General features: G+C 66.1%; 25 protein-coding genes. 12 read left to right on the top strand and 13 right to left on the bottom strand.

What is annotated here, in order from left to right:
* Nucleotide 1 precedes the first annotated feature (1 nt).
* The 3 genes from EAF64_RS11195 to EAF64_RS11185 all read right to left on the bottom strand — a co-directional run bounded on the left by EAF64_RS11195 (nt 2) and on the right by EAF64_RS11185 (nt 4,362).
* The gene (locus EAF64_RS11195) at nt 2-2,548 is read right to left on the bottom strand and encodes a type II/IV secretion system ATPase subunit (RefSeq protein WP_129069063.1); all 2,547 of its coding nucleotides are present in this window, start codon (nt 2,546-2,548) and stop codon (nt 2-4) included.
* 182 nt (nt 2,549-2,730) lie between these two features.
* On the bottom strand, nt 2,731-3,870 hold the full coding sequence (locus EAF64_RS11190) for a pyridoxal phosphate-dependent aminotransferase (RefSeq protein WP_129069062.1): 1,140 nt from the start codon (nt 3,868-3,870) through the stop codon (nt 2,731-2,733).
* Nucleotides 3,871-3,873: 3 nt separating this feature from the next.
* Complete coding sequence (locus tag EAF64_RS11185; protein ID WP_129069061.1) at nt 3,874-4,362, bottom strand: Lrp/AsnC family transcriptional regulator; 489 nt, start codon at nt 4,360-4,362, stop codon at nt 3,874-3,876.
* A gap of 141 nt (nt 4,363-4,503) precedes the next feature.
* On the opposite strand from EAF64_RS11185, the gene EAF64_RS11180 reads away from it, so the two are divergent.
* A complete protein-coding gene (locus EAF64_RS11180; RefSeq protein WP_129069060.1) occupies nt 4,504-4,812 on the top strand; it encodes a hypothetical protein in 309 nt (102 codons plus the stop codon).
* On the opposite strand, the gene EAF64_RS11175 is transcribed toward EAF64_RS11180, so the two are convergent.
* Complete coding sequence (locus tag EAF64_RS11175) at nt 4,809-6,461, bottom strand: acyl-CoA synthetase (protein ID WP_129069059.1); 1,653 nt, start codon at nt 6,459-6,461, stop codon at nt 4,809-4,811. The two genes, EAF64_RS11180 and EAF64_RS11175, sit on opposite strands and share 4 nt — an antisense overlap.
* 62 nt (nt 6,462-6,523) lie before the next feature.
* Nucleotides 6,524-7,237, bottom strand: coding sequence for a YqjF family protein (locus tag EAF64_RS11170; protein ID WP_129069058.1), 714 nt, complete (start codon nt 7,235-7,237; stop codon nt 6,524-6,526).
* Nucleotides 7,238-7,325: 88 nt separating this feature from the next.
* Here EAF64_RS11170 and EAF64_RS11165 point away from each other — a divergent pair, with 88 nt between their 5' ends.
* Together EAF64_RS11165 and EAF64_RS11160 are read left to right on the top strand one after the other, a co-directional pair.
* Nucleotides 7,326-7,742, top strand: a complete 417-nt coding sequence (locus EAF64_RS11165) for an EamA family transporter (protein WP_129069057.1) — start codon at nt 7,326-7,328, stop codon at nt 7,740-7,742.
* A gap of 40 nt (nt 7,743-7,782) precedes the next feature.
* Nucleotides 7,783-8,349 (top strand): thioredoxin family protein, encoded by a 567-nt coding sequence (locus EAF64_RS11160; protein WP_129069056.1) that lies wholly within the window; start codon nt 7,783-7,785, stop codon nt 8,347-8,349.
* Between the two features lie 104 nt (nt 8,350-8,453).
* On the opposite strand, the gene EAF64_RS11155 is transcribed toward EAF64_RS11160, so the two are convergent.
* Nucleotides 8,454-8,753, bottom strand: coding sequence for a hypothetical protein (locus tag EAF64_RS11155; RefSeq protein WP_227738948.1), 300 nt, complete (start codon nt 8,751-8,753; stop codon nt 8,454-8,456).
* 15 nt (nt 8,754-8,768) lie between these two features.
* On the bottom strand, nt 8,769-9,308 hold the full coding sequence (locus EAF64_RS11150) for a DoxX family membrane protein (RefSeq protein ID WP_129069055.1): 540 nt from the start codon (nt 9,306-9,308) through the stop codon (nt 8,769-8,771).
* 198 nt (nt 9,309-9,506) lie between these two features.
* Between EAF64_RS11150 and EAF64_RS11145 the strand changes: the two genes are divergently transcribed.
* The 6 genes from EAF64_RS11145 to EAF64_RS11125 all read left to right on the top strand — a co-directional run bounded on the left by EAF64_RS11145 (nt 9,507) and on the right by EAF64_RS11125 (nt 14,367).
* A complete protein-coding gene (locus tag EAF64_RS11145; RefSeq protein ID WP_129069054.1) occupies nt 9,507-10,328 on the top strand; it encodes a BtpA/SgcQ family protein in 822 nt (273 codons plus the stop codon).
* Nucleotides 10,329-10,394: 66 nt separating this feature from the next.
* Nucleotides 10,395-10,523, top strand: a complete 129-nt coding sequence (locus tag EAF64_RS21630; protein WP_267899434.1) for a hypothetical protein — start codon at nt 10,395-10,397, stop codon at nt 10,521-10,523.
* 44 nt (nt 10,524-10,567) lie between these two features.
* Complete coding sequence (locus tag EAF64_RS11140) at nt 10,568-11,236, top strand: O-methyltransferase (protein WP_129069053.1); 669 nt, start codon at nt 10,568-10,570, stop codon at nt 11,234-11,236.
* A gap of 116 nt (nt 11,237-11,352) precedes the next feature.
* The gene (locus EAF64_RS11135) at nt 11,353-11,946 is read left to right on the top strand and encodes a chemotaxis protein CheC (RefSeq protein ID WP_129069153.1); all 594 of its coding nucleotides are present in this window, start codon (nt 11,353-11,355) and stop codon (nt 11,944-11,946) included.
* A gap of 68 nt (nt 11,947-12,014) precedes the next feature.
* Nucleotides 12,015-13,673: a long-chain fatty acid--CoA ligase gene (locus EAF64_RS11130; RefSeq protein ID WP_129069052.1), complete on the top strand. Its 1,659-nt coding sequence runs from the start codon at nt 12,015-12,017 to the stop codon at nt 13,671-13,673.
* Between the two features lie 349 nt (nt 13,674-14,022).
* Nucleotides 14,023-14,367, top strand: coding sequence for a DUF7344 domain-containing protein (locus EAF64_RS11125; RefSeq protein ID WP_227738947.1), 345 nt, complete (start codon nt 14,023-14,025; stop codon nt 14,365-14,367).
* On the opposite strand, the gene EAF64_RS11120 is transcribed toward EAF64_RS11125, so the two are convergent.
* A complete protein-coding gene (locus EAF64_RS11120; RefSeq protein ID WP_129069051.1) occupies nt 14,364-15,221 on the bottom strand; it encodes an SDR family NAD(P)-dependent oxidoreductase in 858 nt (285 codons plus the stop codon). The two genes, EAF64_RS11125 and EAF64_RS11120, sit on opposite strands and share 4 nt — an antisense overlap.
* 142 nt (nt 15,222-15,363) lie before the next feature.
* Here EAF64_RS11120 and EAF64_RS11115 point away from each other — a divergent pair, with 142 nt between their 5' ends.
* Nucleotides 15,364-16,512 carry an acyl-CoA dehydrogenase family protein gene (locus EAF64_RS11115; protein WP_129069050.1) on the top strand — a complete coding sequence of 383 codons (1,149 nt, stop codon included), beginning with the start codon at nt 15,364-15,366 and terminating at the stop codon, nt 16,510-16,512.
* A gap of 29 nt (nt 16,513-16,541) precedes the next feature.
* Here EAF64_RS11115 and EAF64_RS11110 read toward each other — a convergent pair whose 3' ends face one another.
* The 5 genes from EAF64_RS11110 to EAF64_RS11090 form a co-directional block, all read right to left on the bottom strand.
* The gene (locus EAF64_RS11110) at nt 16,542-17,210 is read right to left on the bottom strand and encodes a hypothetical protein (RefSeq protein ID WP_129069049.1); all 669 of its coding nucleotides are present in this window, start codon (nt 17,208-17,210) and stop codon (nt 16,542-16,544) included.
* Entirely contained in the window at nt 17,207-18,055 is an 849-nt protein-coding gene (locus EAF64_RS11105; protein ID WP_129069048.1) for an ABC transporter permease subunit, read from the bottom strand. The genes EAF64_RS11110 and EAF64_RS11105 overlap by 4 nt, the downstream gene beginning before the upstream one ends.
* The gene (locus EAF64_RS11100) at nt 18,052-18,990 is read right to left on the bottom strand and encodes an ABC transporter ATP-binding protein (protein WP_129069047.1); all 939 of its coding nucleotides are present in this window, start codon (nt 18,988-18,990) and stop codon (nt 18,052-18,054) included. Before EAF64_RS11100 ends, EAF64_RS11105 begins: the two co-directional genes overlap by 4 nt.
* A 131-nt stretch (nt 18,991-19,121) precedes the next feature.
* On the bottom strand, nt 19,122-20,147 hold the full coding sequence (locus EAF64_RS11095; protein ID WP_129069046.1) for a sensor histidine kinase: 1,026 nt from the start codon (nt 20,145-20,147) through the stop codon (nt 19,122-19,124).
* A 125-nt stretch (nt 20,148-20,272) separates the two neighbouring features.
* Complete coding sequence (locus tag EAF64_RS11090; protein WP_129069045.1) at nt 20,273-20,992, bottom strand: DICT sensory domain-containing protein; 720 nt, start codon at nt 20,990-20,992, stop codon at nt 20,273-20,275.
* Nucleotides 20,993-21,233: 241 nt separating this feature from the next.
* On the opposite strand from EAF64_RS11090, the gene EAF64_RS11085 reads away from it, so the two are divergent.
* Nucleotides 21,234-23,138, top strand: a complete 1,905-nt coding sequence (locus EAF64_RS11085; RefSeq protein ID WP_129069044.1) for a 2-oxoacid:acceptor oxidoreductase subunit alpha — start codon at nt 21,234-21,236, stop codon at nt 23,136-23,138.
* A 2-nt stretch (nt 23,139-23,140) separates the two neighbouring features.
* On the top strand, nt 23,141-24,076 hold the full coding sequence (locus tag EAF64_RS11080; protein WP_129069043.1) for a thiamine pyrophosphate-dependent enzyme: 936 nt from the start codon (nt 23,141-23,143) through the stop codon (nt 24,074-24,076).
* Nucleotides 24,077-24,153: the final 77 nt, after the last annotated feature.

Raw genomic sequence — 24,153 nt, 5'->3', positions numbered from 1 at the left:
GCTAGTCCCCTTCCTCTGCTTCCGCGCCGGCTTTGGTCACGAACTGTCCGAAGTCGATCTCGGCGTCGTCGTCGTCTTCTTCCTCGTCGGGGACGACGCCCTCGTCGGTCTCGATCCCCGACAGTGCCTTCACGATCTCGGGCGTCTCCATGCTCTTGTACCGGTCGAACAGCGGCGTGGCGTTGTCGAGGATGTCGCTCGTCTCCTCGCTGATCTCCTCGCCGGCGTCCGGCCGCGGGACCATCTCCTCTTTTTTGGGGTCGATGTTGATCTTGACCGACTCCATCTCACGGAGGTCTTCGAGACTGTTTTCGAGCTGGTCGTGGGCGATCAGCGTCAGGATGGTGTCGGGGTCGTTGATGAACGCCTGGATCGTCGCGGCCACCTGCTGGTAGGTGTTGATGTTGTGGTTGATCAGGTGGGCCAGGACGACCTTCCGCTTGAACAGCTCCTCGTCGAGTTTCTCCTGGTCCCACCCGCGGTCGAACTTGATCTCCTCCAAGGTGTTGGACTGGCCCATCTGGATGAACGTGTCCGTCTCGGCCTGCCACTGGTAGACGTCCCTGACGTTGATCTCGTCGTTCTCCGCGGAGTACTCGTTGATCTCGGTCAGGGTCTTGTTCCGGCGGACCTTGCGTCCGCCCGTCCGGGTCTGGGTCTGGATCGACACCAGATCGAGCGCGGTAAACAGCGTCTTCGAGACGTTGATCGGTTCGGTCGTGAACCGCTTGATGACTTCGCCCACCGAGTCGGCGTGGAACGTGGTGTAGGTGGTGTGACCCGTCGACATGACCTGGAAGAGGGTCCGACCCTCCTCACCACGGATCTCACCCATGACGATGTAGTCGGGACGTTGCCGGAGTGCGGCCTCCAGCAGGTCGAACTCGTCCACGTCGCCCGTGTCGTCCTCACCGAACGAGGGCCGGGTGACGCTCGCGACCCAGTTCCGCTGGGGCAGTTCGACCTCCCTGGTGTCCTCGATGGAGACGATCTTCGCGCTGGAGGGGATAAAGAGCGAGACCGCGTTCAGGCTGGTCGTCTTCCCCGAGGCCGTACCGCCCGCGAAGATGAGGCTCTTGTTGTTCTCGATGCAGAGCCAGAGGAACGCCATCTCGTCGAGGCTGAAGGTGTTCCAGTTGATGAGGTCGATCGGGGTGAACGGGACGTCTTTGAACTGACGGATCGTGTAGTTGGTCCCGTGGTCGGACACCTCCCGACCCAGGGTGAGCTGGGCACGCGAGCCGTCCGGGAGGGTGGCGTCGACCTGGGGCTGACGCTTGGAGATGCCCTTCCCGGATCGCTGGGCGAGCTTGACGACGAAGTCGTCGAGTTCCTCCTCGCCGTGTTCGACGTTGGAGATGATCTGCTCGTAGTCGGTGTGGTAGACGAACACCCGACTGTTGTACCCGTCACAGGAGACGTCCTCCACGTTGATGTCGTGTTTGACCGGATCGATCTTCGCGAAGCCGATGAAGTTTCGCTTCAGGACGTACAGCAGCTTCTCGACCTGATACTCGCTGAGGGTGTCGGGATCCTCGTCGAGGATGGCGGGTTCGGGCCGGGCCTGGATTCCCGAGAGGTCGCCCGACGCCGTGGTCGGCAACTCGACGTCCATCCCCATCATCTGCTTGAACTTGTCCATGGCCCCCAGATCGGGCTCGACCGTAGCGTCGCCACGCAGGAGGTCGTAGCGGTCGAGCAACCGCTGAGCCTCGCGCTGGATGACTTCGGCGCGGTCTTCCTCGCTCCCTTCGACGACCACGTCGTCCTCGGAGTACTTGATCGCCGTCCGAAGCTTGCCGGCGAGGAAATCCTGCAGCTCCTGTTCTATCGGATTGAGGTGTGGCTCGATGACGTAGTATTTCTTCTCGTTTTCCTTCTTCGAGTGGAAGATGATGACGCAGGCGTAGGGCTTGTTCACCCAGTAGCGTTCGATCTCCTCGAAGTGGGACTTCTTCGACAGCGGGACGGCCTTCTCTACGTCGTAGCGGTTGACGACCGTCGTCTTGCCGTCGACGGTCGAGAAGAACATGTCCTCGTCGAGATCCTCGTTGACGTTGACGGTCCGCTCTTCGACCATCTCGTCGAGTTCGGAGGCCAGTCCCTCGCCGAAACTCAGGACGCCCTCCGTCTTCTCGGGGTCGAACCCGAGCGCGTCGGCCGGATCGAACTCCTTTTTCGTCCCGTCGCTGGTCGTCGGCGGCGTCCCGTCGGTGTAGTAGTACTCCTGCTTGTAGTGCTCCCACTTGTAGGTGTCCTTGACGACGGGGGCCTTCGTCGGATCGAGAAACTGCTCGAAGGGCGTGTTCAGGCCCTTCGCGGCGCTCGCGCCCTGAATCAGCTTGTCCTCCGTCTTCCGGGGATCGAACCCGAGAAACTCCGTGCGGTCGAACGGACCACCGGTGTGAAACTCGCGTCGGAAGTCCTCCCAGGTATACTCTCCGACTGTGGCACGTTCGACCCGAGCGAGTACCTTCTCCGCGTCGGCGCTCGTCTCCTCGGCGTCGACGGGATCGGCATCGCCCCCCTCTTTGTCATCGGTTGCCATTGCTCATCACTCTACTGTTACGAGGGAAAAAAGTTTATGTCCACATTACCAGTCGTAACCCGACGTTACCACCGGCGGAGATGCCAACTAACCGACCGCTCGCCCGATCTGTGGCTTTCTTCCAGTTCGCTAACACGCGATTCGCGTCGCCCCGATAAACGGGAAAACACACCCTAAAATTATCAGGAAATGAACTCTTCGATCCGATTCAGCGCCGTCTTGAGGTCCTCCAGACCCGTCGCGTACGACACGCGCAGGTGACCGTCCCCGCCGTCACCGAATACGCCACCAGGGACGACCGCCACTTTCTTCTCGTGGATCAGGTCCTCGGCGAAGGCCCCGCTGTCGTCCGTGGGACACTCCGGGAACGCGTAGAAGGCACCCGAGGCCTCGAAACAGTCGATGCCCATCTCCGCGAAACGCGACAGGACGAAGTTCCGGCGGCGGTCGTACTGGGTACGCATCTCGGCCACGTCGTCGTCGCAGTTCCGCAGGGCGTCTAGCGCCGCGTGCTGGGCGGTCGTCGGCGCCGACAGCATCGTGTACTGGTGGACGCGGTTCATCGCTCCGATGGCCTCGGGCGGCCCCATCGCGTAGCCCAGGCGCAGGCCCGTCATGGCGTAGGCCTTCGAGAACCCGTTGAACACGACGGTCCGCTCGCGCATGCCCGGGAGCGTCGCGATGGACGTGTGCTCGTGTTCGTAGGACAGCGCCGCGTAGATCTCGTCCGCCAGCACGATCAGGTCGTGCTCGCGACAGAAGGCGGCGACCTCCGCGAGTTCGTCGCCGGTCATCGTCGCCCCGGTCGGGTTGTTCGGGTAACAGTAGATCAGTGCGTCGGCCGCCTGCGCGCCGGCGTCTTCCAGCACCTCGCGGGTCAGCTTGAACTCGTCTTCGGCCCGGGTCGGCACGGGCAGTGGCTTCCCGCCCGAGAACTGCACGCCGGGGACGTAGGAGATGTACGTCGGCTGGGCCACCGCCACGGTGTCGCCAGGGTCGACCAGCGCACGCATCGCCAGGTCGATCCCCTCGCTGGCCCCCGTCGTGACGATGATCTCGTCGTCCGGATCGTACTCGAGCCCGTAGTTCTGTGCCTGGTGGCGGGCGATCTCCTCGCGGAGTTCCCGCTTCCCGCGGTTGGCGGTATACGAGGTCTCGCCCCGTTCGAGCGAGGCGATGGCGGCGTCGCGTGCGCTCCAGGGGGCCGAGAAGTCCGGTTCGCCCACGCCCAGCGAGATGAGGTCGTCCATCTCCTCGGCGAGCTCGAAAAAGCGCCGGATGCCCGACGGGGGCACGCCGTCGACGCGGTCTGACACCTCCATGGCTTAGGGGGACACCGAGAGGCGGTCGTCGTCGTGGCCGTCGCCGAACTCGATGCCCCGTTCCTTGTACGACTCCATGACGTAGTGGGTCACCGTCTGGGTGATCTCGGGAACGGGTGCGACCTTCTCGCTGATGAACCGCGAGACCTCGCTCATGGAGTCGCCCTCGACCTCCATGTCGAAGTCGTAGTCGCCGCTCACCAGGCGGAGGCCCTCGACTTCGGGGAACTTCGCCAGTCGCTCGGCGATGTCGGCGTAGCTGGTCTCACGATCCAGCGTGACGTTGAGTTCCACCAGCGCACGCACGCGCTCGTCGTCGAGTTTGCTGTAGTCGATAACCGCCTGGTAGCCTGCGATGACGCCGTCGGCCTCTAACGCTGCGATCACGTCCTCGACGTCGGCTGGGTCGAGGTCGGTCTGACGCGCCATATCCTCGGCGGAGTAGCGCGCGTTCTCCCGGAGCAAGGCCAGTATCTCGGCGCGACTGCTCATACCTAATCCCACCAGAGCGCGGACTAAAGACTTGCTATCCGCCCGGTCGAATCGGGCCGTCCCCTGGCTCACACTGGGGCTCGGCAGCGAACACCGTTCCTAGGTTTAAGCCACGGTCGTCCCTATCGGTGTCTCAGTTACATGCAGAGTGACACGCGGGCCGACAGCGGCTGGGGGTTCGTCGCGGAACACGACTCCATGGCGACGATCATCGACACGCTCCTGGAGCTCGATCCCGAGGAGACCTACACCCGCTCGGAACTGGCCGACGAGACAGGCATCGCCCTGAAGACACTCCACCTGATGGACGACGTGGACGGCGTCGTCGATCTCGGGATGCTCGACAAGCACCACCCCGAAGACGAGGAAGTATACTACACGGTCAACACGGACAGCCCCGTCCTCGACGCTGCCCGCGAATTCGAGCGCGCGGTCGAGGAGAACCGCTAGTCCTCCTCGCGCAACTCCGTCCGCCGGATCTTCCCGGTCGTCGTCTGCGGGAGTTCCGCGACGAACTCGATCTCGCGGGGATACTCGTACTCGGCCAGCCGGTCCCGGACCAGTTCACGAATCTCCGCCCGTAGCGCGTCCGAACCCGCGACGCCCGCCGCGGGTTCGACGTAGGCCTTGATGATCTCCCCGCGGGTCTCGTCGGGGACACCGACGACACCGGCCTGCGCCACGTCGTCGTGTTCGAGGATCGCCTCCTCGACTTCCATCGGGCCGACCCGATACCCGGCGGTGATGATCACGTCGTCCTTCCGCGATTTGAACCAGATGTACCCCTCGGCGTCGCGCTCGGCCAGGTCGCCGGTCACGAACCACTCGCCCACCTGCTTGGCCGCCGTCTTCTCGGGCAGGCCCAGGTACTCGTCGAAGAAGACCGACCGGTCCTGGGGCCGGACGGCGATCTCGCCCGCCTCGCCCCTGGGCATGCGCTCGACTTCGCCCGCCTCGGCGGCCCCGGGATCGACGATCGCCACGTCGTAGCCCGGGAGCGGCTTGCCCATACTCCCCGCCCTGGTCTCGAACCAGCCCGAGGAGTTGGCGACCACGAGGTTGAGTTCGGTCTGACCGTAGTACTCGTTGACTGCCACGCCGTCGAGTGCCTCTTCGGCCCAGTCGAGGATCTCCGGCGTCAGCGGTTCGCCCGCCGCCGCTACGGTCTCCAGCGAGAGGTCGTACTGCCCGGTCGGATTCTCCACGTCCATCAGCAACCGCAACGCAGTCGGCGGCATGAACGAATGGGTCACGTCGAACGCCTCCAGCAACTCGAAGGCCGCCGCGGGGTCGAACGTCTCGGCGGGGTAGGCCACCATCGTCCCGCCGTGGTGCCAGGTAGCGAAGAGGGTCCCACCCAGCGCCGACCCCCACGCCCAGTCCGAGGGCGTCCAGACCGTCGCGTCGGGGCCGAGTCCCCGATCCATGTAGTTGTAGGAGGCAGCGGCCCGACCCAACCAGAGGGCGTGAGAGTGGAGGACGCCCTTCGGCGGGCCCGTCGACCCGCTGGTGTACAGGATGGCGCTCTCGGTGTCCGGCGTCGCGTCGTAGGGATCGACCGACGCGCCGGAGGCCGCCAGGACGGCCTCGAACGCCACGGCGTCGCCCGTCGGCGCCGCGGTCTCGATTTCGATCACGTGGTCCAGCGCCGGGCAGTCCCGACGGGCCTCGTCGACCTCGTCACGGACCGCCGGATCGACGACGACCGCCGTCGCGTCGGCGTCGGCCAACCGGTACTGGAGCGCGTCGGGACCGTAGAGAACCGAGAGCGGCACCGACAGCGCACCGAGTTTCCAGTTGGCCAGGTGCGTGATCGGGTTCTGTGGCTTCTGCGGGACGACGACGCCGACCCGATCTCCGGGGCCGACGCCCAGGTCCGCCAGCCCGGCCGCCAGCCGGTCGGATCGCTCGTCGAGTTCCCGGAACGTGTAGGAACCCCGCTCGCCGGCGGGTGTCAGATACTCCAGGGCCGTGTTGTCGGGATCGTCGTGTTTCCGCAGGAAGTCCACGGCGGGATTGAACCGGTCGGGGAAGTCCCACTGGAACTCCTCGCGCGCGGCCGCGTACGAGTCGAAGTCCGGCATGACGCTCCAGGGCATGCTCGAAGGGTCACCGTCCTCCCGGTTTCACCTTTCGGTTGCTACAGACCTGCCGCCGGTGGTCAGGGGAGCGGGAGGACGGACCCGTCCACGGGCCGGAGTGCGCTCGCCTCCACGTCCACGCCGGGACTGTAGTGGACCAGCGGGTCGGTCTCCGGTGCCTCGAACCCGTTGGCGGTGAACAGGCCGTTCTCCCGGATCTCCAGCGTCGCACTCTGGAGCGGCCACGGCGGGTGTTCGACCGGGCCGGCGTAGACTCGGCCGCCGTCGTCGGCGACGTAGAAGCGGTACCGCTCCGTGAGGAAGTGTTCGAGCGACCCTGGGTCGGGTTCCCCCGGCGTGCCGGTCGGCCGGTAGGTCCCGTCGAAGCCGGCCATCGGGACGCCGGGGTGGGTGCGACCGCTCCGGAACCGGAACCCGTCGGCCGTCTCGGTGACCTGCATCTCCGCCCGGTAGTACGGCAGGCGGAACAGGCGGCGGGCGACGGCGACGCCCAGCCAGTCGTCGGCGTCGAGGTTGAAGAAGTAGATGCCCGGCCCGTCCGGCCCGTCGACGTAGGTCCGGAGGTTCAACTCGGGGAAGGAGAGTCCGAGCGGCGAGCCCCGCGGTCTGATGGACTCCATCCGGAAGCCGACCACGCCGAGATACGCCTCACCGTCGAACGTGTCGGCCGAGAGTTCGTCGGGGAGTTTCGCGTCGACGACGGCCGGTTCCACGCTCCAGTGTGCGAACAGCACGTCGGCCCAGCGCATCTCCAGTAGCGACGGCGCGTTCATGTTCGAAGGAAGGGTCTCTACCTGTTTCGACCTGTCGCCTGCGGGGTTGATCGGAAGGGATTTGTCGTTCGGTTTTCCCTCTCCGAGCATGAGCTATCTCCTCTGGGCGCTGCTGGCCTTGCTGGCGTACAGTCTGGTCGCGCCGCTGGCGAAGGTCGCGACGGGCGAGATACCGAGTACGGTGGTGCTTTTGATCTCGAACGGTATTCTGGTCCTCGTCGCGACCGGCGTCGTCGTCGCCACCGACACCCCCGTCGTCCAGTACCTCTCTCACGACCGGTCGCTGTACGCCTACGCCGCGGGGCTCGCACTCGCGGTCGGCATCCTCGCGTACTACCGGGCGCTTTCGGCCGGCCCGGTCAGCGTCGTCGTTCCGATCTTCGGCCTGTTCATCGTCACGAGTTCCGTCATCGGGATCGTCGCGCTCGACGAGTCCCTGACCGCCCGGACGGGCCTCGGAATCGCGCTGGCGGTCGGGGCTGTGTATCTGACTGCCGTCGAGTGACTCAATTCTTTTGTCGACCAGCCTCCTACCCACGGCCGTCATGGTCGCACTCGACTCCGAAGACGATGCCATCCAGCGGGGCGAACCGGCACCCGACTTCGAGCTGCCCGGCGCGGACGGCGAGACCTACTCGCTGGCGGACTTCGCCGACTGTGAGGCCCTGCTGGTGGTGTTCACCTGCAATCACTGTCCGTACGCGAAAGCGAAGTTCGACGAATTGAACCACCTCGCCGGCGCGTACGACGACCTCGCCGTCGTCGGGATCAACCCCAACGACGCCGCGGAGTACCCCGACGACTCCTTCGAGGCGATGCAGGACCTCGTCGCCGACGGGACGATCCAGTACGACGCCTATCTCCGCGACGAGAGCCAGGCCGTCGCTCGCGCGTACGGCGCGGTCTGTACCCCCGATCCGTTCCTGTTCGAGCGTACCGAGGACGACTTCGAACTAGTGTACCACGGCCGGATCGACGACGCGCTGAACCCCGACGACGAACCGACCGAGATGGAGATGCGCGAGATCGTCGAGCGACTGCTGGCCGGCGAGGAAATCGACGACGAGTTCAGGCCCTCGCGGGGCTGTTCGATCAAGTGGACCGACGACTGAGCGTCACAGCGCCGCCGCTGTCGGGTGGCGAGTCCACGGAGCGGAGAGGAACTACGATCGGTTCGCGGGTGTGACGCGATGGTCACACCGGGACGGTGCGCCGTTCATTCGGTCGTGGCGGCCGTGCCAGTCGGGGTGCTCTCGCCGCCGGACGGGGCGGCGAGCTTGTACACGCCGTAGAGGCCCCAGACCAGCAGGCCGAGCGCGATCAGCGTCGCCCGGATCTCGACCGGGATGGTCGGGGACGCGATCACGTCGCCGGCTTCGTTGGTCACGGGCACCGGACTGGGGTTCCCGACGAACGTCTCGATCAGACCGAGGACGACGGTGCCGACGACGACCAGCGCGCCGCCGACGAGCATCGCCGCCCTGTCAGCCGCGGATATCGTGGGTGTGCCTGTCATATCCTGTCACCTCAGTCACCCGAGCAGGTACTTCAGGCGCGGGTGGTCCTGGACCAGGCCCCAGTTCTCGACGTACTGGTCGAGGCCCATGACCCGCCCCGCGCCGAGGACGATCAGCGTCACGAACAGCAACAGGCCCATCAGGTCACCGTTGACGAACCCGTGGGCGAACCCGGCGTTCCCGAGGTAAAAGAACGTCATCAGGAACGCGCCCCAGAAGGCCGCGAACCTGACGAGCACCCCGAGGAGCAGGGCCAGGCCGATCAGCGTCTCGCCGAGCGGGATGGTGAAGTTCACGAACCACGCGGCGTTGTTGCCGAACCAGACGGTGATCGGTGCCACGACGGTCCCCTGAGTCGCGCCGGTCAACCAGCCGGTCGCCGTGAACGGCTCGGCGCTGGTCCAGAGGTTCGCGTACTTGGTGATCCCTGCGTGGAAGAACCACCAGCCAGTCAGGAGCCGCAGCATGGCGACCCAGTAACCGGCCCACGTGCCCGACAACTCGAGCGAGACGTCCGCGCCGAGAACTGTACGGGTGTCGACGGACGTAGCCATTTTTCTTCACCTCTGCACGTAGAGCTTTTCGCCTGGTATGTAACAAACGATCATGCTATTTTCACCTCGTAAGAATTCACTGTCAGATTGGGTAGTTCGAGCGAATTTCCCAAATTCCGGCCCGAATACGTTCGCATCGTAGCCCACGTCCGACGACCCGGCGGAGCGACTTTAGGTGTCGTCACTGAAGCGTGGAGCATGTCGCTCGAACTCGCCGCGACGTTCGGGACGACCAGTCCGGTCGTCGGCATGGTTCACCTGCCGTCCCTGCCCGGGGCCCCCGGGTACGATCCTGACGGTGGTCGCGAGGCTGTACTGGAGCGTGCCCGTGCCGACGCTCGCGCACTGGCCGACGGCGGTGTCGACGGGCTGATCGTCGAGAACTACGGCGATGCGCCGTTCCACGCCGACGACGTACCGAAACACGTCGTCGCCGAGATGACGCGAGCGGCCACCACGGTCGTCGAGACTGTCGACTGTCCCGTCGGGATCAACGTCCTTCGAAACGACGCGACTGCGGCCCTGTCGGTGGCGGCGGCGGTCGACGCGGCGTTCGTCCGGGTGAACGTCCACACCGGTGCACGCGTGACCGACCAGGGCGTGATCGAAGGACGGGCCGCGGAGACGCTCCGCCTGCGTGAGGGAATCGACACCGACGTGGCCGTGCTGGCCGACGTGGCGGTCAAACACTCCGCGCCGCTCGGGGGTCGGGACCTCGGGGCGGCGGTCGCGGACGCGATCGACCGCGGTCGTGCGGACGGCCTCGTCGTCTCCGGCCCGGCGACCGGGTCGGTGACCGACGCCGACGACCTGCGGACCGTGGTGGCTGCCCGCGACGAGACCGACCCGGACGTGCCGGTGTTCGTGGGGAGCGGCGTCACCGCCGACTCGATAGGGGACCTGCTGTCGGTCGCCGACGGTGCCATCGTCGGGACGGCGCTGAAGGAGGACGGAGAGACGACGAATCCCGTCGACCGGGATCGGGTCCGGGCGCTGGTCGCGGCCACGCCCGACGCGTGAGGCCGCCGATCCCGTCGTCCGAGAATCGGCGGCACGCTTACTTGTGGCACGGACCGATCCGTGGATATGGACGGGAGCTACCCGTACCTCGCCGCCCTCGGGTACCCCGCGATCATCCTCGGCGTCCTCTATCTGGTCGCCCGGGCCCGCAGCGGCCGTGAGGGGCGGGCGACGGACGATGACGCCGAGCGGTGAGGAACGGGACCAGCGTTTTGCCAGCGCCGGCCAAAGGCCAGCCCATGCCCGAGATTCTGCCCGACGCCACCGCCGAGTTCGCTCGCGCTATCGGCCCAGACACCGACGAGATCATCGACGAGATGGACGCCCAGGCCGACGCCGAAGGGTTTCCGACAGTGGGGCCGACGGTCGGGGGGTGGCTCCAGCTACTCGCGCGCATGGTCTCCGCCCGCCGCGTCTTCGAGTTCGGCTCCGGCTTCGGCTACTCGGCGTACTGGTTCGCCCGCGCGCTGCCCGACGACGGTGAAATCGTCCTGACGGAGGTCGACGCGGACGAACTCGACCAGGCTCGCGAGTACATGCGTCGGGGCGGGTTCGACGACCTGACCAGCTACGAACTCGGCGACGCTGTTCGTACCGTCGACGACTACGAAGGCCCATTCGACGCCGTCCTGATCGACAACGAGAAACACCGGTATCGGGAGGCCTTCGAGGCCGTTCGGCCGAAGGTCGCCGAAGGTGGAGTCGTGATCGCGGACAACGCCGTGACGGCCGGTCCCATCGACTTCGAGGCACTGTCGGCGCTGGTGCGGGGCGAGGACCCTGGTGACGTGAACGAGCATACCACCGGTGTCGCGGACTACCTCGACGCGGTCGGCGCGGATCCGGCGTTCGAGACGGCGCTGATTCCCCTGGGCGAGGGGATCGCCGTGAGTCACCGCGTCGCGTGACCCGCGGCGGCGAGGAACAGGCGACAGACGTTACAGCATTTGATACTCGCTGGGTATCAGTTATATACGGCCGCCCGGAAGGTTCGGCTACCTCGGGGTCTCACATGAGCGAGTTGATGATCGACATACGGAAGTTGAGTATTTTTAACAAGATGGCCAAGGAGGGTGGGAACACGGTCGCCAACCACATGAGTCAGATGACCGGGATGAACACGGAGATGGAGATCACGAAGATCAACTTCATCGACATCCCGGATATCAAGACACACGTCGGCGACGACGAGCAGATCGGTATCTACATCGAGATGCAAGAGCCGCCCCACGGGCACGTTCTCTTTCTGTTCAACGCCGATAGCGCGAAGCGCCTGGCCGCCGGGATGCTCGGTGATATGGGCGGGACCGACCCCGACGCGGAAGGGTTCACCGAGATGGAAAAGAGCGCGATCCAGGAGATCGGCAACATCATGACCAGCGGGTTCATCGACGGCTGGGCGAACGTGCTGGAGACGACCATCGACATGTCGACGCCGAACTTCACGTTCGGCCCCGGCAGCGGCACCGTCGACGAGATCATCGGCGACCGCGACAGCGACATGGCGCTCATGTTCGATTCCCGCGTCCACGCACAGGACGCCAACATCAACGTCAAGGTGTACACCTTCCCCCAGCTCGAAGAACTCGTCGGCCTGATGCAGCGCCTGGAAGTCTAATACGTTTTGACGTTTCTCCGTCACATCCGAGGGGAACTATGATATGACATGCGCCGCTGGTTTAGCGCATGCCAGGAGGCACTGACCAGACACTGCGGCCGTTCCTGTGGCGTGCGGAGAACCTCTATGCCGACACCGAGATCGTCTCCCGAACACACGAGGGGATCGAACGCTACACGTACGAGGAGTACAGCGACCGTACGGCACAGTTAGCTCACGCTCTGACCGACGCGGGCATGGGCGAGGGCGACCGTATCGCGACGTTCTGCTGGAACCACCACCGCCACTTCGAGACCTACTTCGGCATCCCGACGCTCGGCGCGCAACTCCACACGATCAATCCGCTCCTCCCCGACGAACACATCCAGTTCATCGTCGAGAACGCCGAGGATCGGGCGATCTTCGTCGACCCGTCGCTGGCCGAGAAGCTGGCCGGCGCGTACGACCCCGAGTCGTTCGAGACCGTCGAGCAGTTCGTGATCATGGGCGATTCCGTCCCGGACCTGCCGTTCGACGCCGTGGACTACGAGTCGTTCATCGACGGCCACGAGACCGAGTACGACTGGCCGGTCGTCGATCAGGACCAGCCCGCCGGGATGTGTTACACCTCCGGCACCACGGGCAAGCCCAAGGGCGTCGAGTACACCCAGCAGATGCTCTGGGGGCACACCATGGCGACGATGACGCCACAGGGGCTGGGCATCGAGGACGACGACGTGGTGATGCCGGTCGTCCCGATGTTCCACGTCAACGCCTGGGGGATGCCGTTCTCGACGACCGCGGCCGGCGCGAAACACGTCTATCCCGGCCCATCGCCCGAGCCCGCGGACATCGCCCAGTTGATCGAGGAAGAGGGCGTCACCATCACCGCCGGCGTTCCCACGGTGTGGCTGGGCCTGCAGGAGTACATCCAGGCCGGCAACGACGTGGACCTGTCGGAACTCGAAACCGTCATTATCGGTGGCTCTGCGGCACCGAAGGCCATGATCGAGTGGTTCGACGAACACGGCGTCTCCGTCACCCACGCCTGGGGCATGACCGAGATGGCACCAATCGGCTCGGTCGCCCACCTCAAGTCCGGGCTGGCCGAGGACCTCTCCTACGAGGAACAGATCGACCGCCGCGCCAAGCAGGGCCTGATCGTCCCCGGCCTGGAGTTCAAAGTCGTCGACGACTCCGGCGACGAGGTGCCCTGGAACGGCGAGGACTTCGGTGAACTCTACGTTCGCGGCCCCTGGGTCACCCAGGAGTACTTCGAGCGGCCCGAGGCCAACGAGAACGACTTCGAGGGCAACTGGCTCAAGACCGGCGACGTGGTGACCGTCGACGAGGACGGCTACATCAAGATCGTCGACCGCGCGAAAGACGTGATCAAATCGGGCGGGGAGTGGATCTCCTCGGTCGAACTCGAAAACGCCATCATGGCCAACGACGGCGTTGCCGAGGCCGCCGTCGTCGGCGTGCCCCACGAGCGCTGGCAGGAACGGCCCGTGGCGTTCATCGTCCCTGTCGAGGGGGCCGACCCCGAGGCCGTGGCCGAGGACCTGCGCCAGGAGATCTCCGAGGACTACCCCAAGTGGTGGCTCCCCGACGACTTCATCCAGATCGACGAGGTGCCCAAGACAGCGACGGGCAAGTTCTCGAAGAAGGACCTCCGCGAGGAGTACGCCGACGAGGAGCTGGTCGAAGGCCAGGTGCCCGAAGAGGCCGCACCCGACGAAGAGTAGCGGAACTGCATCTCCCAGACAGCCCGCTCGCGTGAAGACGACTGTCGAACGGCCCGGGGACCGTTTCGGGTGACGTCCCCCTCTCTTTGCCGTCGATTCTACGTCCGACGGCGAGCAGCGGAACTGCATCTCCCAGACAGCCCGCTCGCGTGAAGACGACTGCCGAACGGCCGGGGACCGTTTCGGGTGACTTCCCCCTCTCTTTGCCGCCGATTCCGCGGGCGACGGCGACCCGCCTCGGGCCGCTTCGGCTCCCGTCTCCGAGAGTAATATCTCCGCACGTCTACATTAAGTATTGGCATGGCGTATCATGCCGTCGTGTCTTCCCGCCACGAGCGGTACGCATCGTATGAGAGAAGACGCGTCCCGGATGGCGGAGGACACGTGGGAGACTCTTCTCACGGCGATTTCGGACCCGTACCGGCGACAACTGCTCGTCGCGCTCCTGGATCACAACCCACAGGACGACGCCGATCTGGACCCGCTGGACGTGATCGCCGAGACCGATCGGGAGAGCACGGTGCTGGAATCGGAACTGATCCACAACCACCTGCCGAAACTCGACGCGATGGGGATCATCCGGTGGAACCGGGATACCGGCGAGATCAGCACCGGCCCGAAGTGGGACGAGGTCGCACCGATCCTCGAACTGATCCACGACCACCGGGAGGAACTGCCGGACGGTTGGCTCTAGTCGAGTAGTTCGTCGAACCGCTCGCCAAGTTTCTCGACGGTCCAGCCCTCGGGGTCGACCATCGAATTCTCGTCTCTCGGGTCGGCCACGAGCGACACCACGTCGCCCTGCGCGCGGACGGTCTTACCGTTGACGCCCTCGGCGGCCTCGCTGACGAGGTAGCCGACGACGGGCGCGACCTTCTCCGGCGGGAAGTCGTCCTCGCCGAAGGGTTCGTGGGGCATGTCCTCGATCATCCGGGTATAGGCGATGGGGAGGAGTGCGTTCGCGCGGGCGTCGAAGCGTGGCAACTCCGCGGAGGCGGTCCGGATCAAACCCAACACGCCGGCTTTGGCGGCCGAGTAGTTGGCCTGCCCGGCGTTGCCCAGCGCGGAGGGGCTGGTGACGCCGACGAAGGCACGCTCGCGCTCTGCGTCCTCGGCGGTCTCGTCCCAGTGGCGCGCGAGGTTCCGGAGCAGGGCGAAGTGGCCCCGCAGGTGCACGTCGATCACCGTGTCCCAGTCGTCGCCGGTCATCTCCGTGAGGTACGCGTCCCGTAGAACGCCCGCGAAGTTGACGGCGGCGTCGACGCGGCCGTACTCGGCCGCCGTATCCGCGATCAGTTCCTCGGTGTACTCCAGATCGGTCACGTCGCCGAAGTGGGCCATGGCGGTCCCGCCGGCGTCGCGGATGGCCGCCACGGTCTCGTCCGCCGGTTCCTCGCTCGCGCCGTCGCCCGAGAGCGAGGTGCCGAGGTCGTTCACGACGACCGTCGCGTCCTCGTCGGCCAGGTGTTTCGCCGTCGCCTCGCCGAGGCCGCGGCCGCCACCAGTCACGATACAGACCGTCCCGTCGAGCGGACCTGTGTCCGTCATTACCGGAGTAGCTGTTCGGCTCCGTGATAGGAATGTCGACAGCGAACGAATCCCGGCGAGACCCGCCGCCAAAATAAACTCGAACACCGTTTACAATGTTCCAATCCGTTTTTGTTCGTGCAGGCCCTGTTAACTCTCGGTCATGGAACTGCTAACGGAAGACGTGGTGCCGGCAGGTGCCCGCGACGTGAAACATGAGGCTCGGGAGTTCGCGGAGGAACACATCGAGCCGGCGGCGGCGGACTACTACGAATCCGGCGAGTATCCCTGGGAGGTGCTGGAGGCCGGAATGGAGGCCGGACTGGTCGCCCAGGACATCAGCGAAGAGTACGGCGGTCGCGGACTCGATCTGGAGGAGATCCTCGCGATGGCCGAGGAGTTCTACCGGGCCGACGCCGGGATCGCCCTGACCCTCCAGCTGGCGAGTTTCGGCGCGGAGATGCTCCAGGAGTACGGCGACGACTGGCAGAAAGAGGAGTTCCTCCGTCCCGTCGCCCAGAACGAACAGCTGACGGGGCTGGCAGTGTCCGAACCCGACACAGGGAGCGACCTCGCCGGGATGGAGACCACCGCCGAAAAGGACGGCGACGAGTGGGTCATCAACGGCGAGAAGTACTGGATCGGCAACGGTGTCGAGGCCGACTGGGTCACGCTGTACGCCCGCACGGGACACGACGAGAACGACCGGTACGGCAACTTCTCCCTGTTCATCGTCCCGACCGATACCGACGGGTACGAGGCCGAACACATCCCCGAGAAGATGGGCTTCCGGGCCTCGAAGCAGGCTCACCTGCACCTGAACGACGTTCGGATCCCCGAGGATCACGTCATCGGGACCGAGGGGACCGGCTTCTACATGCTCGCGGACTTCTTCAACCACGGGCGCGTGGTGGTCGGCGGCCACGGCCTCGGGCTCGCCGCGGCGGCGATCGAGGAGGCCTACGACTTCACCCACGGCCGACAGGCGTTCGGCAGGGACGTGAGCGAGTTCCAGAAGGTCCAGCACATCCTCGCGGACATGCGCACGGAGTTCGAGGCCGCCCGCTCGCTCAACTGGCGGGCCGCCCAGAAGGTCGCCAACAACGACAACTCCGGGTTCTGGGCCGCACAGGCCAAGGTGAAGTCCACCGAGACCGCGACGATGTGTGCCGAACGTGGCATGCAACTCCACGGCGGCCGTTCGGTCCTCACCGAGAACCGCATCTCCCGCGTCTACCGCGACGTGCGCATCCCCGTCATCTACGAGGGGGCCAACGAGATCCAGCGCAACCTGATCTACGGCCAGTGGTAACTGCCCGCGACGGGTAACCTGGGGCGGCGTTACGGTTTCGATCGGAGATACCCGCCGCTCCCGAGGATGACGACACCTGCCAAGACCGCGACGAATCGGAGCAGGTTCCCGGGGTCCGTCAGGGACGGGTTCCCGAAACTGGTCCGGAGCAGATTGTAGCGCCCGGCGTCTCGCGGTCGTTCCGCGGTCCGTTCGTCCGGCTCGTCGTCGGGGGCGTCGGTCGTATTCGCGCTCGCCCTGGCACCGCCCTCGGCGTCACCGCCACCCGTTTCGTCGGCCTCGCCCGGCTCGCTCTCGGGCGGGCGGCGTTCGGGTACCCGCTCGTCGACGACCGGGAAGTCCGGATCGTCGGGTCGCTCGATGGCGACGGTTCGCGGGCCGAACCGCTGCACGGAATCGTCCTCGCGTTCGGTTTCGAGCTCCGCACGGTACTGGAAGTCAGGCGCGCCTTCACCGGTCGGGACCACGTAGCTCCCGTCGTCGCGGAGCGCTCGCTCGTACAGCTCTTTCCCGCGCTCCGAGAGGTTCTCGTAGGCGATCACTTCGACGTCTTCCGATTCGAGCTCACTCGGTTCGGCCGTGATCGCGCCGCCGATCTCGTGGGAGAGGACCGGCTGGACCGGAACCACCCCCGGTGTGATCAGCAGGACGGCACCGACGACGAGGAGCGCCGCCGAGATTCGCGACCGGGAGATCACTGCAGATCACTCCGTTGGAACCGCAGGTAACCGAGTGCGAGTGGGACCACCAGCCACGCCGCGAACACGACGAGCGAGAACTCGTCGGTGAGGTAGACCGGGAGCGTCTCTCGAGCTTCCTCGGGCAGCCGGAACACCTGTCGTTCCATCGCCGCGGGGTAGACGAGATTGGCCGCCTTCTGGTAGGCGATGTACGGACTCACGTAGTCGGCGGCGGCGTAGAGGTGCGGGTTCTCACCCAGCCCGAGGATCGTGTCGTAGACCAGGCGGACGACCTGGGAGAACCGGAAGGTCAGATTGAGGATCACCAGCAGGAAGTACGACCCGACGGCCGCGGCGATGGCCTGACTCCGGCTGGCGGTCGCCGAGGAGAACGCGACCGAGAGCGCGACGAACGCCCAGGCGTACACCAGCGAGACCGCGAACACGCCGACGGCGACGCCGACGGGCAAGACGCCGTACTTCGCGACCGTGATGGCCGTCGCCGCGACGAACATGAACAGTACGATGACGCCGACCACGGCCAGCCTGCTGAGCAGTTTGCCGGCGAACACGTCCCGGCGCGTGTTCGGGAACGCGAGCAGGAACTTGATCCCGCCGCTGGCGCGCTCGCCCGTGATCGACATGTAGCTCGCGACGATGGCGACGATGGGGACCAGCACGCCCACGAGTCCGGCCAGCAGGCCGTAAGCGTCCTGGGCCTCCCTGAGCGGCGGCGCGCCGCGGCCGATGTTCACGTACGCGACCATCGTCGCGAGCATGGTCAGACAGACTGCGACACCCCAGAGCGCGCCGGACCGCCGGACGCTCGTGAGGTCCTTCGAGAGGACGCTGTCGATGCTCACTGTGCCACCTCCGCGGTCGTCTCGCCGCCGCCCTCGCGACCGCCCTCGGTCAACTCGTTGAACAGCGTCTCCAGCGACACTGTCGTCGAGAGGATGTCGACGACGTCGGCCCGTTCGGCGACGTGTGTGACCACGTCGATCTTCCGTCCGGGGTCGACGCAGGTGACCGTCAGCGTGTGGTCCTCGACGGCCACGTCGACCACGCCGTCGAGTGCCTCGACGCCCAGCTCCGTCGGTGGCGTCGCACACTCCAGTTCGATGGCGGCGTGGCCGCCGACGGTGTCGCGGAGGCCGTCGATGCTGTCGACCGCGACCAGTTCGCCCTCGTTCATCACGCCGACCCGATCACAGACGGCCTCGACCTCCGCGAGGTGGTGACTGGAGAAGAACACCGTCGTCCCGTCGGCGGCCACGTCGGCGACGTTCTCCCGCATCGTCCGGACGCCGTTCGGATCGAGCCCGGTCGAGGGTTCGTCGAGGATCAACAGGTCCGGGTCGTCGACCAGCGCCATCGCGAACGCCAGGCGCTGTTGCATCCCCTTGGAGTAGTCGGCGGCCATCCGTCCGGCGTCGTCGGTCAGACTCACCAGATCGAGCAGGGCCGCGGGGTCGTCGTCGGCGTCTTTCGTCCCGATCGCCCAGTCGAGGTACTCGCGGCCCGTGAGCGGGTCGTCGAAGCCGTAGCCCTCGGGGAGGACGCCGACCCGCTCGCGGATCTTCGCCGGGTGTCGCTGGGCGTCCATCCCGAACACTTCGACGCTCCCGCTGGTGGGCCGGATGTAGTCCAGCAGGAGGTTGATCGTCGTCGACTTCCCCGCACCGTTGGGGCCGAGGAAGCCGAACACCTCGCCAGCCTCGATCGTGAGGTCGAGGTCGAGGACGGCGTCCACGTCCCCGAAGGATTTCGTCAATCCGCGTGTCTCGATGGTGGGCACGGTCAGGCCACCCCCGGGCCTCGCCGGGCGGGGTCGTTCACCGTCGCTGTGCCTGGAGGGGCATCGATGGACAGAGGACCATCCATACCGGGCGTCGTGCATCCGAATTGATGGGTTTTGCGGTCCGACACTCAGGCCGCCGGCAGGCGAAGGTCCACGGCCGCGCCGTCGTCGCTCCGGATCGCCACCTCGCCGCCGTAGGACTCCGTGATCGCCCTGACCGTCCAGAGGCCGAGCCCGGTCCCGTGTTCGAGTTGGGTGATGTCCCGTTCCCCGAGGACGACCTCGCGCTCGACGTCGGGGATGCCCGGCCCGTCGTCGGTGACGGTGCAGACGACGACGTCGCCGTCCCGTCGGGCCGTGACCCTGACCCGCGGCTCCGCACCGGCGTACTCGAAGCTGTTCTCGACGAGGTGAGCAAGCGCCGTCTCCAGGTGATCGTCCGCACGGACGGACAGGCCCTCGGGAACGTCGATCTCGACTGTCCCGTCGGCTCCCGCTTCGGCGACGACGCGCTCGGCGAGGTCGTCGAGGGCGACGACGGACTCGGTCCTCGGTGTGTGTTCGACGGCCTCCTGGTACTCTTTGAGCGTGTCGTTGAGGCCGGCGAGGCCCTCGGCGTTCCCCCGGAGACTGCGGGCGATCTCGGCGAGGGCCTCGTCTTCGATCTTTTCGGCGAGCACGTCCGCGAGCCCGATGATCACCTGCGTGTCGTTGCGGAGGTTGTGGCGGGTCAGCCGGTTGAGGACGGCCAGCTTCTCGCGTTCCTTCGCGAGTTCGCCGGCCCGGATGCGGCGCACGTCGTTGACGCCGATCAGGACGTGGGCGACCGCGCTGACGCCGAGGACGACGGCGGCGACGAACGGCGGTAGCGTCGCGCCGGGATACGCCAGCACCAGCAGGAGGACGGTGCCGAGCGCTACCAGGCCCAGCAGGTTCCAGCCGGCGACCCGGAGCGCCCGGTTGCCCGCGAGCTCGCTCCGCGCGAGCCAGGCGCCGCCGGCCACGAGCAGGAGACCGAGGACGACGCCGATGCCCGCGACGAGACTCCCGTACAGGCCCAGGCCGCCGGCCGACAGGGCCGAGACGGTGGGAACGACGATGCCGACGCCTGTCAGGGAGACCGACGCGCCCGCGAGCAGTCGTCTCGGGTTCATCGGTGATCCGGACGCTTCCCGCGTCCTCTGTCGGCTGAGCGGCGGAGAACGGTGACGCTGGTCATGGCCGCGTGTAGCGGTCGGGGCGCAAGAAGAATTCCCCTCGGCTCAGCGGCCGAAACCGATCACTGTTCGAGGACGCCGTAAGTCGAGTCGAGGTGGTCGACGATCCAGTCGACGGTGTCGGGGTCGTACGTCCAGAAGCCGTAGAACCTCCGGGGCTCGCGCTCTTCGGCCAGCAGGGCACACTTGCTCTCGTCGACGCCGTCGCCGTCGAACACGACGAACCACGACTTCTCGATCTCCTCGGCCCGTTCGATGTGGAGGGTGAAGCCCTCGTGATCTGGGGGGTCCTCGTCGGGCGCGGCGTACGCGTGCACGTCGAGGTTCTTCGAGGCGAGTCGTTCGTAGACGGGCAGTTCGCCGCGGAGCGTCGAGAGGTACTGGAAGCCGGCGTGGAGCGATCCTTCGCCGACCCGCCAGGCCCGGTCTTCGATCTCCCGGGAGGCCGCGACCATCTGGTCGATGCTCCAGGAGGTGAACATGGTTTCGTCCATGTAATCGAGCAGCGGCTGGTAGGGGCTCTCCTCGAGACCCAGCGCGACGTTCGCGTCCTCGATCATTCGCTGGAGATCCGTGATGCTCGTGGCCGTCAACACCTCGCCGTCCTCGCTGAGGGTGACGAACTCGCCCGGCCGCCCGCTCGGCGTCGACTCGGACCTGACCGTCACGTTCCGGTCTGTGAACCGTTCCCGAAACGCCGCGACCACGTCCTCGTCCGCGTTGAAGACCGTCAACGTCTTCTCGTGTTCCTCGACACCCGCGATCAGTTCCGAAAGAGACATTCGCTTCGTTCGACCCACGTCCTCGGTGCGTAAATCGTTTGCGAGACTCTGACGCACCACCCCGACCTCTCGGAATCCGGACAGGCGCGCCGATGTCCGAATTTGCCGGTTCCGAGTCCCTGCCCCGACTGTGCGAATCCAGTGCAATTGTCATGATTAATGTGTGGCAACGCGTAGCAAACTCTTTTGTCCCGGCGCGTCGTTTCCCCACTAGGGCGGCCGATTCGGCCACTGATTTATCATGACAGACCTAATGTGGCGCATCGCTGGTGGCTCCGGCGACGGGATCGATTCCACGAGTCAGAACTTCGCCAAGGCGCTGATGCGCGCGGGACTCGACGTATTCACACACCGGCACTACCCTTCGCGGATCCGGGGCGGTCACACCTACGTGGAGGTACGGGCCGACGCCGACCCCGTCCGGTCGCGGGGCGACGGCTTCAACTTCCTGCTGGCGCTGGGCGACAGTTTCGCCCGCAACCCACAGGAAGGGGCCGACACCGTCTACGGGAACGAGGAGATCAAACCGCTCTCGGAGAACCTGGACGACCTCAACGAGGGTGGCGTGATCGTCTACGACGAGGGACTGCTCGACGAAGAGACCATCGAGCGGTCCGACCTCGACCTGCAGGCCCGGGCCGAGGCGAACGACTGGCACGTCTACCCCCTCGACCTGCGTGGTCTCGCCCGCGAGCACGGGCGTGAGGTGATGCGAAACACCGCCGGCGTCGGCGCGACCGCCGCCTTGCTCGACATGGACCTCGACCACATCGAGGACCTGATGGAGGACGCGATGACCGGCGACGTGCTGGAAGCGAACCTCGAGATCCTCGAACGCGCCTACGACTCCGTGCGCGAAGACTACGATATCACCCACGACCTGCGCGTTCCGACCGGCGACCACGACGAACAGCAGGTGCTGATGTCCGGGAGCAACGCCGTCGCCTACGGAGCCATCGACGAGGGCTGTCGGTTCATCTCCGGCTACCCGATGACCCCCTGGACCGACGTGTTCACGATCCTCTCACAACACCTCCCCAAGTTCGGCGGCATCGCCGAACAGGTCGAAGACGAGATCGCCGCGGCCTCGCTGGCCGTCGGTGCCTCTCACGCCGGCGTCAAGGCCATGTCCGGGTCCTCCGGCGGCGGGTTCGCGCTGATGTCCGAACCCCTCGGCCTCGCGGAGATGACCGAGACCCCAGTGGTCCTGATCGAGGCGATGCGGGCCGGTCCGTCGACGGGGATGCCGACCAAACCCGAGCAGGCAGACCTCGAACACATCCTCTACACGAGTCAGGGCGACTCCTGTCGGGTGGTGTTCGCGCCCGCCAACGTCCGGGAGTGCTACCAGCAGACCCGGGCGGCCTTCCGGCTGGCCTACGAGTACCAGCTCCCGGCCATCGTCATCATCGACCAGAAGCTCTCGGGCGAGATGCGCAACGTCGACGAATCGTTCTTCGACCGGGAGCCGAACGCAGATCCGGGCAGCGTCCTCACCGAGGACGAGATCCGCGAGGCGGCCCACCACGAGTCGGGGAAGTTCAAACGCTACCAGCACGACGCCGAGAACGGCGCGAGTCCCCGGTCGATCCCCGGGCAGAAGGACGGCCGGTTCCTCGCGTCGGGCAACGAACACACCCCGGAGGGCCACATCAGCGAGAGCCCGACCAACCGGGTCGCCCAGATGGACCGTCGGATGCGAAAACTGACCTCGATCCGCGAGGAACTGGACGAGGCCGACCGCTCCCACCAGACCCACTACGGCCCCGAGGATGCAGAGTACGGGCTGCTCGTGTGGGGCAGCCAGCAGGACACGGTCTTCGAGGCCGTCGACCAGTTGGCCGATGCCGGGGAATCCGTGAAGGCTCTGGGCGTCAGCGACCTCATGCCCTACCCGGTGCAGGAAGTGGCGGACTTCCTCGAATCGGTCGACTCGTGTCTGGTCGTCGAGATGAACGCCTCGGCGCAGTTCCGGGGGCTGACCCAGAAGGAACTCGGCCGGTTCGGGCCGAAGCTCAACAGCCTCCTGAAGTACAACGGCGAGCCCTTCGAGCCCTACGAGGTCGTCGAGGGCTTCGAGCGCATCGTCTCCCGGGACGCCGCGATCCCGGAGGGAACCAAATTCGTCCCCGCGGCAGGTGACTAATCATGAGTGTATTCAGTGCAATCGGCGAGGACCGCGAGATCGACCGCGACGAGTTCACACCCGGCATCGAACCGCAGGCGACGTGGTGCCCGGGCTGTGGCGACTTCGGCGTCCTGAAGGCGCTGAAACAGGCCATGCCCGAGGTCGGCCGCACCCCCGACGAGACGCTGCTCGTGACGGGCATCGGCTGTTCGGGCAAGCTCTCCTCGTACTTCGAGAGCTACGGCTTCCACAGCATCCACGGCCGCTCGCTCCCGGTGGCCCGGGCCGCCAAGTTGGCCAATCCGGGATTGGAAGTCATCGCGGCCGGCGGTGACGGCGACGGCTACGGCATCGGCGGCAACCACTTCATGCACACTGCCCGGGAGAACCACGACATGACCTACATCGTGTTCAACAACGAGATATTCGGGCTGACGAAGGGTCAGACCTCCCCGACGAGCCCGAAGGGCCACAAGTCCAAGACCCAGCCCCACGGCAGCGCCAAGGACCCCGTGCGGCCGATGTCGCTGTCGCTCGCGTCGGGCTCGTCCTACATCGCCCGCACCGCGGCGGTCAACCCGAACCAGGCCAAGGACATCCTGATCGAGGCCATCGAACACGACGGGTTCGCCCACGTCGACTTCCTCACCCAGTGTCCCACCTGGAACAAGGACGCGAAGCAGTACGTCCCCTACACGGACGTGCAAGATTCGGACGATTTCGACTTCGACGTAACCGACCGGCGCGAGGCCGCCGACGCGATGTACGAGGCCGAGTCCCGCCTCTACGAGGGCGAGGTCCTGACAGGGCGGTTCTACGTCGACAGCGAGCGGCCGTCCTACGGCGCGGAGAAGCGCGCCACAGAGGAGATGCCCGAGGAACCGCTGGCCGAGCGGTACCTGAGCGACGACAGCGAGTGGGAGCGCTCGGCTGATCTGCTCCATCATCACCGCTGAGCCGGCCGCTCGACCGATCCGTTTCGTCCACCCTTTCGGTTCGAAAGACGAAACTGTCGGCCTGTTCGACCCGTTTT

Origin of the sequence: Halorientalis pallida, assembly GCF_004118325.1 — an archaeon.
Taxonomy (GTDB): Archaea; Halobacteriota; Halobacteria; order Halobacteriales; family Haloarculaceae; genus Halorientalis; species Halorientalis pallida.
Note: the sequence above shows the minus strand (reverse complement) of the source record. Positions and strands in the feature narration are given on the sequence as shown.